The organism is Nitrospira sp. BLG_1, from assembly GCF_047338595.1.
GTDB lineage: Bacteria > Nitrospirota > Nitrospiria > Nitrospirales > Nitrospiraceae > Nitrospira_D.
In genome coordinates this window covers 74,692-86,371 of sequence record NZ_JBLFBO010000011.1, presented here as the reverse complement: position 1 = coordinate 86,371, position 11,680 = coordinate 74,692, and the positions used below count along the sequence as shown (strand labels likewise).

The window sequence follows — 11,680 nt, the reverse complement described above, 5'->3', positions numbered from 1 at the left end:
GCTGTATACGGGGGTTGTGGCGAGTTGGAGCATCCAGAGCGGCTTGAAACTCAGCCCACTTGGACTGACTCAATAGGAACGTACGACGATCAGCCAGCCTTTCATTAGCACGAGACAAGGCACTCTCCCGAACTAACTCACTCACGGAACGATTGGATGCAGATGCAGCAGCTTCCAGTATCCGCTTATCTGCAGAACTTAATCGAAGGTCCAACTTGTCACTGCACACTGACCTGGTCCGCACCTTTGTACCTCCTGTTGAAGTCGGTCCGTTACGTCGAGCGATGCAACTGGGTTAAGCACGCTACTATTCTCTTACATGGACCTTAGGCCGATACAAGTGATTCCCTGCTTTGCTCAATGTGTTTCCTCACCTTGCTCGACATGGCTTCTTCTGCAAGGCGCAGCTCGTAGGTCTTCTGCAGGTTCATCCAAAATTCAGCGGTGGTGTCGAAAAATGCCGCTAGACGAACGGCAGTATCGCCCGTAATGCCTCGCTGTCCTTTGACAATTGCTGTAATCCGATTCGCCGGCACATCGAGGGCCTTTGCGAGCATATTGGCATTGATCAGAGGGACTGCCGGCTTCATGAACTCCTCTAACAGAATTTCTCCTGGATGCACTGGCCGCATGCCATTTTTGATCATGGTGTTACCTCTCTCAGTGATAATCGGTGATCTCAACATCATGGGGGCCATCAGACATCCAAACAAAACAGATCCGCCACTGATCGTTGATCCTGATGCTGTGCTGTCCGGCACGATCCCCTTTCAGCTTCTCCAGCCGATTACCTGCCGGTGACAACAGGTCCTTCAGGTCGGATGCGTTGTCCAGCATCGTCAGTTTCCGTTCTGCGACTCGCCTAAAACTGGAAAACTCCTTTACCGTTTCTCCTGAAAAGAAACTTTCCGTCTTTTTGTCCCGAAAGCCTCTTATCACGACCAGAATACCATCAGATATTTATGATTTACGTAACGTGTAAAATTATACCCTAGTCAACTTTTGCCTGCAACTCATGAGGTGCCAGTAGTGGCACCTGCTCCTGTAACTCATTGATTTTTCATGACATGAAATGTCACTTTTTGCACTGTGTTTTGAGCTTATCTATTTGATCTTGCTCACTTTCTTCTTGTCCTGAAAAGGCCGGTGTCGACAGTTCGATTCTGTCCCTCGGCACCACATTCCACACCTTCTAGAATTCTTGTGTATCGGTAGGTCCCAACTTCGTATAGGGCGGCGCTTGTGGGAAGCCCTCGGTCCTTCACCACTTCGTTTCTACTGGAGAGCAATGCGGAAACTGTTCGGAGGATTATCTCTTCAGCGCCCGAATGTAGGCCAGAACCGCCCGACTCTCGTCTTCGGACAGGCGGCCTTTCCATGACGGCATATTGGGCTTGCCTTCATGGATGGTCTGAAGCAACAGCGCATCAGGCTTTTTCTTTGTGGCAGGTCTCGTCAAGTTGGCCGGATCGGGCCCTAGTAACAGGTACCCGTCTCCCTTTCCCTCCGGCCCATGGCAGCCGGCGCAATGTTTCACAAAAATCTTTCTCCCTTTGACCTGATCGACATTCGGCTGGTCGGTTTCCTTCGGCGCTGCCATCACAAGCTGACTGCTCACAATGATGGCACCTACCGTAAGAACTATTTGAACGAGCATCTTCCACATACCAAAATCACCCTTGTCTGAATCAGTGGTCCATCACGCCAATGGGATCTCGCCGGGATGGCGCGTAAACCGTGGTTCACCGTTCCCATGATGCTGGTCGCCCGCTGTGTGATGCGACTCATATGCCGATCCGGTCGGTGGAGCTCCCGCCTGCCTTGGCCCCGGTTCACGACCTTCCAGCCACCGATAGAGCACCGGCAACATGATCAGGGTCAGGAGTGTCGAACTCACTAATCCGCCGATGACCACGATGGCCAGCGGGCGCTGCACCTCCGAGCCGATTCCCTGAGCGAATGCAAGCGGCACGAGGCCCAACAGTGCGACCAACGCCGTCATTAAGACCGGGCGCAATCGAAGCAGGGCCCCCGAGGTCACGGCCTCATCCAAGCTGTGTCCGTCTTCACGCAACTTGTTCATATACGACACCAGCACGATCCCGTTCAGCACGGCCACACCGAAGAGGTTGATGAATCCGATCGACGCCGGCACACTGAGATACTCCTTGGTCAACCACAGCGCCATCACTCCCCCAATCAACGCAAACGGCAGATTCAAGATAATCAGCGTCGCCTGTCGAAGAGAGTTGAAGGTAGAGTACAAGAGAAAGAAAATCAGTCCAATCGTGATCGGCACGATGACTTTCAGCTTCGCCATCGCCCGCTCCATGTTCTCAAACGATCCACCCCACGTCACCCGGTATCCGGTCGGGAGCGCCACGTGCTCATCAATCTTCTGCTGCGCCTCGGCCACAAGGCTCCCGATGTCCCGTCCAAGGGTATTGAATCCGATCGAGACGTACCGTTGCAACTGTTCCCGGCTGATGCGGCCAGGCCCCTCTTCCAACTGAATAGTGCCGAGGTCAGCCAAGGGAATGAGGGCACCGGCCTGGTCGCTGACTTTGATGTTACTGATCGTTTCGACGCTATCTCGGTACGGTTTTGGAAACCGCACGACGAGATCGAACCGTTGCTGCCCTTCATAGACGCGGGTCGCGACCTCTCCCCCGATGGCCGTCGAGATGATTTCACGCACATCGGCCACATTGATCCCATGACGGGCGATCTTGCTGCGGTCGATATCGATGGTCAGATACGGCTGCCCATATAATTGCTCTACTTTGATGTCTCGCACGCCTCGCACGGATTCGAGTACCTCGGCAATTTCTTGCGCTTTGTTCCGAAGGGTTTCCAGATCGTCGCCGAACAGCTTCACCGTGGCTTCCGTACGCACACCGGAAATCAACTCGTCGACCCGCTGCTGGATCGGCTGACTGATGAGGAAGGTCGCACCGGAGACCGAGGTCAAGCGCTCACGGAACTTCTGCATCAGCTCCGGCATGGTCCGAGCCGTGGTCCATTGATCCAGCGGCTTGAGCCGAACCACGGGATCGCTCTCATTCGGTTCCTGCGGATCATTACCCAGCTCTGTTCGACCGATCTTGGAGACAACCATCTCGACTTCCGGAAACTCCATCACCGCCTGCTGCATCCGCTTCTCGATCTCGATGGAGGCGGGCAACGATACACTGGGAAGCCGGATCGTCTGTGGAGCGATCGTTCCTTCGTTCAAGGTCGGGATAAACTCCGTCCCCAGTGACGGCACTAACGACAAGGCTCCGATGAGCGCCCCGATGGCCATTACCAAAACCGTTATTCGATGCCCGAGCGCCCAATGAAGGGCCGGCGCATAGATCGCCTTCGCAACTCTCACAATCCACGGATCTTCTTCATTGCCTTGCCTCAGGGCGAGCGAACAGAGCACCGGCGACAACGTCAGCGAGAGAAGCAGCGACACCAGGAGCGCGATCATAATGGTATAGGCCAGCGGTTTGAACATCTTGCCTTCCATGCCGTGAAGCGACAAAAGCGGGAAGAACACCAGGATAATGATCAGAATGCCGAACACGACCGGTTGGCCGACTTCCTTCACCGCAGTGGTGACGAGCTGCAGCCTCGGCATGGTGTCGGCCGAATGGTGGGAGAGATGACGGTAGACGTTTTCGACGACGACAACCGATCCATCGACGATCATCCCGATCGCGATCGCGAGTCCTCCGAGCGACATCAGATTGGCAGTCAGCCCGATCTGTCCCATGACGATAAATGTGGCCAGCGGCGCCAAGACCAGCGTCCCCACCACGATGAGCGCACTGCGGATATTGCCAAGAAACAGAAACAGGACAACAACGACCAGTACGACCCCTTCCGCCAGTGATTGATAGACGGTGTTCAACGCTTCGGTGATCAGTTCGATCCGATCGTAGAACGGGACGATCCGCAATCCGTTCGGCAACAGACCTTTGGCATGAATTTCTTCCACACGCGCCTTCAACCCTTCGACGACATCCCGGGCGTTCCCGCCGCGCAACATCAGCACAATGCCGCTCACCACTTCACGATCCCCATTCAGAAGAGTGGCACCATGTCGCACTGCATGGTTGATCACGACTTGCGCCACATCAGAAACATAGACTGGTGTCCCACCGGTTTCCTTAACCACGATGTGCTCAATGTCCTGCAGCGAGCGGATCAACCCGTTCCCCCGCACGATGTACTTTTCTGCGTGTTTCTCCAGAATATTTCCACCGGCATTTGCGTTGTTCTTCGCCACCGCACTAAATACATCGTGAAGCGTCAGATTGTATTTACGTAATAGCCCCGGCTCGACCAGCACCTGATACTGTTTGACGTAGCCACCCATTGAATTGACGTCGATGACCTCTGGTGTGCTTTTCAGAATGGGCCGAATCACCCAATCTTGGATCGTACGCTGCGCGATCAAGTTTTGATGTTCTACTTCCGCATCGACTGCGGCTCCCTGAGGCGCGTTCAAGTAATACTGAAACACCTCGCCCAAACCGGTACTGTTCGGCACCAGCATGGGCTCGGCACCGGGAGGGAGCTGTTCTTCCACTTCGAGCAATCGCTCGAGCACCAGCTGCCTGGCCAAGTTGATGTCCATGGAGTCGTCGAACACGATCGTAATGAGCGACAGCCCGACTTTTGTGAGGGAACGCATTTCCGTGAGCGCGGGAACGCCCGTGAGCTGAAGCTCGATCGGATAGGTCACCAACCGTTCCACCTCGGCCGGGGAGAGGCCGGGGGCCTTGGTCACCACCTGCACCAACACGCTGGTGACGTCCGGAAACGCATCAATCGGAATCGTCCGGAAAGCATACACCCCTCCGGCCCCGATCATGAGGGCACAGATGATGACTAACATCCGCTGCCGCAAGGAGATGTCAAGGAGACGGGAGACCATCAGACGGGTTTCTTCAACAACTCGGACTTCAACACAAAGGCGCCGTGCGTCACCACCGGCTCTCCTTCGTTCAGTCCGCCCAGGATGGACGTCAGCGTGCCATTCGACTCACCGATGTGCACCTCGCGCATTTCATATTCATTCACGCCGCGCTGCACAAAGACGAAGGTCCGTCCCTGATCTCGTTGCAACGCCGCCTCCGGCACCGCCAAGCGATCCGGTTGTGACTCGGAATAGAGCCGTATGGTGGAAAACATCTCCGGCTTCAGCCGCCCATCCTGGTTCGGTAGTTCGATCCGCAACTGCATGGTCCGTGTGATCGGATCCAGCACATCGCCGACGTACGTGATCGTCCCCTTGAACACTTCTTTCGGATAGGCGTTGATCCGGACGTCGACCTGCGTGCCGCCGGACGCATGCACCGAATGGACGAAGGGAATGTCTTTTTCCGGTATGTTCGCGAGTACCCACACCTCCGAAAGGTCGGCGATCACAAACAGATTTTCGGTCGTCTCGACGACTTCCCCGCGCGTCAGTTTCCGTCCGATGATCCGCCCTCCGAAGGGTGCCACGATCGGTACCACCGACCGTATCTGCCGGCTCCGTTCGAGTCGCCGAAACTCTTCGTCGTTCATCCCGAGCAACTTCAACCGATCATGCGATTCATTACCTTCGGCTTGCGCGCTCAACAATTCCGCTTGCCGCCGTTGCAACTCGGCCTCGCCGATCACCTGCTCTTGCAACAGAAATTGCGCACGATTGAAGGCTTGCTCCGCAACGTGGAGTTTGGCTTTCGCCTTGAGATACGCCGACTGCGCCAGTCCCAGCTCACTGCTGTACAAAATCGCGAGAGGCGCGTTCGCTTTCACTTCCTGCCCGAGATCGGCATAGACCTCGACGACTCGCCCGCGAACCAGTGTCGTAATCTCAGCCATGTTCCGTTGATTCGGTTGCACGATCGCCGGAAAATCCCGGTGCGTACGAAAGTCACTGCGGACGACAGGCTGAACCACCAGCCCTACTCGTGACGACTCTTCCGCCGACAACGTGATACGTCCCGGCGTGGAAACGGCAGCCGGCGTTTTACTGGCCACCACATCACTCGGTGTCCCATCACAGCCCGTATCCAGTATCATCATACTGAACAACACACTCCAGAGCCCTCGGCTGAGATACGATGACTGAGGTTGGATGCAATAAGCCTGCGTGTTCACAAGGTTCCCCCTACCGCCTGTTCCAGTCTGGCCAGCGAAACGGAAAGGTCATGCCGAGCCAGGGCATAGTCTACTAAAATCTGTCGCTGCACACGCTGGGCATCCAGCACTTCCAAAAGACTCGAGGCGCCCTGTTGAAAACTGAACTGCGCCAGCCTCAACGCTTCCTGCGCCTGCTTCAGCAACCCCTTATCGAACACATCGATCAACTCGGCGGTCGTACGAACATCTTGATAATGCTGATAGACGGCTCGCCCGAGCTCATTGCGCGTTCGGAGCAGCTCTGCCTCATCTCGACGCTTCGCCCCTAATGACGCAGCAATCTCTCCCTGACGTCGATACCACAGCGGCATCGGGATTGAGAGTCCTCCTTGAAACGCTTCTCGCCCCATCTCACGCCAGTAGCTGCCATTGACCGTGACCGACGGCACACGGGCCTGTCGTTCGAATTCAATCTTCCAGTCCGATTGTTCCACGGACTTCAATAAGCGCTGGATCGTGGGATGCTGGTCCATCATCCGAGCCATAAGCCCCTCAATCTGTAAGTCCCGAGGAAGCATCCTGAATTCACCGTGAACCAAGTAGGACGGCCCAAGCGCACCGCCGGTCAAGGTGTCGACGGCAACACGATTGATGCGAACAAGATTATCGGCACGGGCGAGTTGCTGGCGGGCCTTTAGAACTTCCACTTCCGCCTTGATGGATTCGAACTGTGGAGCTTCGCCTGATTTGACGCGCGCCTTCACGATCCGGGCCACGCCTTCGACGGTATCAAGGTTCTGCTTGGCCAAGTCTGCATCCTGTTGAGCCAGGAGCAAATCGTAGAATGCCACCTTCACTTGTGAAGTCAGGTTCAAGCGAGTCTCTAACATGCCGACGTTGGCTGTCGCCAATCCAAGATCGGCGACTCGTTGACGCGCCGCACGCAACGCCGGCCATTCGACCGGTTGTCCAACAACGACGTTGTATTCTGTCAGCGAGTTTGGATCAAGATTCGGGCCGACACCGCCCCGCGTTGTATCGCGAAGCATCCCGTGGCCACCAGCACCTCCAACCGTGGGATTTGGATACGCGCCTGCCGCCGTCTGCTGGCCTTTTTGCTGTTCAATGGTGCCTTCCGCGAGCGAGACTACCGGATTCTTGGCCAAGGCCAGATCGACGATCGTCTCAAGACCATAGACTTGATTCCCAGATTCCGTAGCCACCGACATTGCGGCCACTCCAACGGATCCGACGTTCACCATGCCCAGGAGTAGTAGAGCATGTACCACTCCCATCCTGATTCCTTGCCTCAACATCACCACCCTTCCCTCAACTATCCTAGGCCCAATCTATCTGATTTTCAAATATCTACACCGACTGTGGGGGCTTTCTTCGTGGCGCTGCGGAGTCAATCGGCAATCCGCTGAAGTAGAAGGCCGAGATCGCCACCGTCGCCGCCACGTTCAATGACTCAACCCCTTCAGCCAATGGAATGGAAAACCTGATCTGAGACGCCTTCATGATTTCCGATGACAGCCCCGCGCCCTCGTTACCTACAGCAACCAGGAGCCGGCTGGGTACGGTTCGAATCTCTCTAATGGGAACTCTATCAGTTGACGACAGGACCGCTGAATAGATTCTACATTCAGACAACGTCACTGTCCGAAGATCCGTTGTCCGAAAAATGGGCAGTTCCAGGAGCGTACCAGCTGTCGCACGGACAACCTTGGGACTGAAATGATCCGCAGAGTCATGGCTCAACCACACAGCAGACAGATTCAGTGCGGCAGCGGTTCGGATAATCGCCCCCACGTTCGCTGGGTCTTGCAACCGATCTCCATATACACCCAGGACGCGCGACTGCCCAAGTACCTGCGCCTCGTCCCACTGAGGTTGCTGGACAACGGCCAGAATCCCTTGAGGCATCTCCACATCTGTCAGTTTTTCAAAGGCAGGATCCGAGCACACGAACTGTTGCGCCTCTAAGTTAACGCGCCTGCTCCGGTCCACGCTGGTCTCAGCACGGAGATAATGAGGCGATACAAGGAGACTCTGTATCGCCTGGGGATGGTGGGAGATCAGATCATGACAAGGCTTGGCGCCTTCTACAACGAAGACGCCCTCGCGTGATCGAACGTGTTTCTCTCGCAGCAACTGCCGGATCAACGAGCTCTGCGCACGGGACAAGACCTGGGGGTGTGGCCCAGTATCCACTATGATGACCCCGACCGCATGCTAGGAGGGAACCGACCAAACCAGATGAGGTGGTCGTTCACCGACGCCTTCGCTCGGACGCCGCTTCCGCCGCGCGAATACGCTGAGCGCGGGCCTTCGCTCGCTTCAAGGCCGTCAGTTTGCCTCGAGTCCTGGTTTGCTCAAACTGGAGTTGTTCCAGCTGAGATTGCAAGTGGGCCTTTTCCTGCTTGTGCAGACTGGCACATTCTGCTTTAGAAAGCTGGGTCCAATCCCCGCTGTTTCTGGCCCGCTTGATTCGATCGTCTAACGATTCTCGAAGCTGCTTGGCCCTCATTGTCATCAGCGATTTCAGCGCTTCCTGACGACGCTGCACCTCTTCTTCCTCAGCCATGATGCCACGAATATCCGTTCCTAACATAGGTACCTACCTCCTTGACACACAGACTCCACAACGAGCGTCCGCATTATAACCGAACTGACAGGCAATCTGGAATGCCCCGCAACGCATTGATTAAACAGGATAAATAACGAATTATTCACCAGGTTCCTTGAAGCCATTTCGTTCATTGTGTATCATCCATCCATGCTGATCGGAGCATGCATTCAGGGTTGGAGACTTGCACGAAAGCAATCGATTGAGTCGTTATCGAGCGCAGCTGATCTGCCCCACGAGCTCCTTGAGCAGATTGAGGCGGACCAAACAGACCCTACAGCGGGAACGATCGAGGCACTCGCTCGTGCGCTCCGAGTTCCGCCCTCCTGGCTGTTTGATGATCCTCGATCTTTCGAATACCTGTTTACGGATGCCTCAGAAGAAGATCAAGAACCGGATGCAATCCAGCTTGATCCCGTGACCGATCGAATCTTGGCCGGCTCCCGTGCGGATCGATCGCTCTTCGTTCTCTTAACGACTCTCATGCAAGCCGGCGACCCGAAACTCCTGAGAGCCGCCGAAATGAGCCTGCGAAGCTTGGTCAAACAATCCCGCCAAGCAACTGTCCCCTGGCAGCAACGCCCGTCAGGACACTTCGAACCGCCGAGCGACTAGCCACATAATCCAGGAACGCTGCTATTGCCACAGCTTCAGGTTTCGAGTTTCATGTTTAACGTTGTCCTAAACCGTGAACCTTGTCCCTCAACTTGCATTATTTGCAACTCGTGAATCGATAACAACGGTGAATCGTATCTCGTGCTAGCGTGAAGCGCCCGGACCCAGAGTCGAACCAGCGTCCCCACCTATTTCGTGAAACAAACTGTTCCTATTCTATCTCTATTGATACACTTCGGTTGTGACAGCGCTGACCACAATTACTCGCGATCCATCACGGAGGATGCTGCTGCGTGAAGGTTTTTTACTCATCCTCCTTGTACCAATTGTCGGATGCGGCAACCATCACGTCCCCTCTCCACTCCATCCGTTGCCCACGTCCTCACTCGCCGTGAGGGAACTGGTGATCGATCGGGTTAGCCCGGTTGTCGAGAGCCTTTTCAACTCTACATCTCGTGAGGCTCACAACACGATTACCGCCTCCCACCAAACGGTCGGGACACGACCAGCCAGATACAAGCCACGAGCGGTCACTGACACGTTAAAAAACCCCTGGGAAGGCCTGAGGAATCTTGAACGTTATGGACTCCTCGCCATGGAATCGGCAGCAGCCAGTCCCCTGGATCTTCCAACACTCCTGAATAGACTCGAGACCAGTATGAATCGGTCCTCTGCGCCGTTGACGACAGTTCTCATCCCGACTGGTTCACATCGCAGCAACACGATAGCGTTCATCCGTGAGGTGCTTCATCAAGCCGCGCTCCATCGAGAACATGCATTGGCAGATCTTTCCGACCAGGAACGGACCTTCCTCTTCGAGCACGGACGAACACTGGCGGAATCCTATACACCTCAAATCTCCATACTCTCTGACGTCACGATGTCTCAGATCCTCGCGAACACCAGGTTTGCGGAGCTCTTGCAAAAACGTGTGAAATACGATCATCTCCTTGCTGCAGGCCAAGTCCTGGCACAGTTGACCACTACGCAGTGGTTAGAAGAGCTATACGAGACATTCCCGGATCCCGTCTCTCCAGCACAGATTCCTCCTGGTATTACCGGCGAAGTCAGATTTGTCGTCCATACATCGGAAGGGCTCGTCATCATTGGAGGCCCAGGTCCGAACAGCTATGCATTGGAAGGGCCCGTGGCCCTTATTCTTGATCTTGGCGGGGACGATTCGTATCACGGTCTCATCGGTGCATCGTACGACGTCCGGTATGGAAATGCCGTCGTGATCGATCTGGCCGGCAATGACCGTTACACTGGAGCCCCAGTGGGATTAGCCACAGGCCGACTCGGTGTCGGACTTCTCTTCGACCGATCCGGAGACGACAACTATGAACTCTCTCCAGGATCAGGTGGAGTGGGCTTGGGAGGGCTAGGCATCTTGGTCGATACCCAAGGACATGATCAGTACCATGGTAACCGATTGACGCAGGGCGCTGCGATTGGAGGGCTGGGGCTCTTGATCGATACAGCCGGCAATGATCGTTATAGTAGCCATGGATTTGCCCTCGGGTTTGGGGGACCTCTTGGACTCGGCGCCAGCATTGATACGGACGGAGATGATCAGTACCAATGCGGTGAGGTCATTCCCAGCGCCTACAACGCCCATGAGGCGTTAGAGTCGAAACCAGGCGATCCGGAGTTTCAATACGACTGCTTCGGCCTCGGTGCCGGCGCCGGTTCGCGCGTCCTGACGACACAACCTCAATGGATCGACCAAAGCTTAGCCGGTGGCATGGGTCTGTTGCTCGATCTAAAAGGGCGTGATCGATATCAAAGCGCAAACTTCTCACAGGGAATGGGATATTTTTTTAGTGCAGGAGTCTTGCTTGATCTCGACGGTGAAGATGACTACCAGGCTGCCCGCTATGGCCATGGCGCCTCCGCCCACCATGGTGTGGCACTCTTTATCGACCGCCGGGGGAACGATCACTATGGATCAAAAGGCCCATACTATAATGGTGGAGTGGCGTGGGACCACAGTATCAGCTTAACCATTGATGCAGGAACCGGTCAGGACAGCTATGCATTCGATCGCACAACCGGTCTTGGGAAGGCCGACCACACCGGCTGGGCCGTCTTTCTGGACGAAGGCGGGCGCGACATCTATAGAGTCCAGTCAGGGTTTGGTGAGACCTCGGAACGGAGCCTTGCCGGTTTCATCGATCTCACTGGTGAGGACCAATACAGTCTCCTGTCAGGAGTCCCAGATTTCCGCCCAGGAAACAGCATGGTCTTCTCCCATGGACCCGGGAGTTTTTTCCAGGACCGGTAAGCCTCACCATCCACACCATCTCGGAACAT

11 protein-coding genes are annotated in these 11,680 nt (G+C 55.4%); 2 read left to right on the top strand and 9 right to left on the bottom strand.

The features are described 5' to 3' along the window. The 9 genes from ACMTNU_RS11540 to ACMTNU_RS11500 form a co-directional block, all read right to left on the bottom strand. The coding region (locus ACMTNU_RS11540) for a DUF1778 domain-containing protein (protein WP_413935405.1) at nucleotides 1–229 on the bottom strand (229 nt) is incomplete at its 3' end. A 97-nt stretch (nucleotides 230–326) separates the two neighbouring features. Continuing rightward, on the bottom strand, nucleotides 327–647 hold the full coding sequence (locus tag ACMTNU_RS11535) for a HigA family addiction module antitoxin (RefSeq protein ID WP_413935402.1): 321 nt from the start codon (nucleotides 645–647) through the stop codon (nucleotides 327–329). Nucleotides 648–660: 13 nt separating this feature from the next. Further along, entirely contained in the window at nucleotides 661–939 is a 279-nt protein-coding gene (locus tag ACMTNU_RS11530; protein WP_413935401.1) for a type II toxin-antitoxin system RelE/ParE family toxin, read from the bottom strand. 370 nt (nucleotides 940–1,309) lie between these two features. After that, complete coding sequence (locus tag ACMTNU_RS11525; RefSeq protein ID WP_413935400.1) at nucleotides 1,310–1,666, bottom strand: c-type cytochrome; 357 nt, start codon at nucleotides 1,664–1,666, stop codon at nucleotides 1,310–1,312. A 33-nt stretch (nucleotides 1,667–1,699) separates the two neighbouring features. Further along, nucleotides 1,700–4,927, bottom strand: coding sequence for an efflux RND transporter permease subunit (locus ACMTNU_RS11520; protein ID WP_413935399.1), 3,228 nt, complete (start codon nucleotides 4,925–4,927; stop codon nucleotides 1,700–1,702). Continuing rightward, nucleotides 4,927–6,066, bottom strand: coding sequence for an efflux RND transporter periplasmic adaptor subunit (locus ACMTNU_RS11515; protein ID WP_413935398.1), 1,140 nt, complete (start codon nucleotides 6,064–6,066; stop codon nucleotides 4,927–4,929). The genes ACMTNU_RS11520 and ACMTNU_RS11515 overlap by 1 nt, the downstream gene beginning before the upstream one ends. Nucleotides 6,067–6,137: 71 nt before the next feature. Continuing rightward, the gene (locus tag ACMTNU_RS11510) at nucleotides 6,138–7,418 is read right to left on the bottom strand and encodes a TolC family protein (RefSeq protein ID WP_413935397.1); all 1,281 of its coding nucleotides are present in this window, start codon (nucleotides 7,416–7,418) and stop codon (nucleotides 6,138–6,140) included. A gap of 73 nt (nucleotides 7,419–7,491) precedes the next feature. Further along, on the bottom strand, nucleotides 7,492–8,337 hold the full coding sequence (locus ACMTNU_RS11505) for a TrmH family RNA methyltransferase (protein ID WP_413935396.1): 846 nt from the start codon (nucleotides 8,335–8,337) through the stop codon (nucleotides 7,492–7,494). A gap of 58 nt (nucleotides 8,338–8,395) precedes the next feature. Continuing rightward, the gene (locus ACMTNU_RS11500) at nucleotides 8,396–8,737 is read right to left on the bottom strand and encodes a hypothetical protein (protein ID WP_413935395.1); all 342 of its coding nucleotides are present in this window, start codon (nucleotides 8,735–8,737) and stop codon (nucleotides 8,396–8,398) included. Nucleotides 8,738–8,902: 165 nt separating this feature from the next. Here ACMTNU_RS11500 and ACMTNU_RS11495 point away from each other — a divergent pair, with 165 nt between their 5' ends. Next, the gene (locus ACMTNU_RS11495) at nucleotides 8,903–9,367 is read left to right on the top strand and encodes a helix-turn-helix domain-containing protein (RefSeq protein ID WP_413935394.1); all 465 of its coding nucleotides are present in this window, start codon (nucleotides 8,903–8,905) and stop codon (nucleotides 9,365–9,367) included. A 403-nt stretch (nucleotides 9,368–9,770) separates the two neighbouring features. Further along, entirely contained in the window at nucleotides 9,771–11,651 is a 1,881-nt protein-coding gene (locus tag ACMTNU_RS11490) for a hypothetical protein (protein WP_413935393.1), read from the top strand. Nucleotides 11,652–11,680 lie beyond the last annotated feature (29 nt).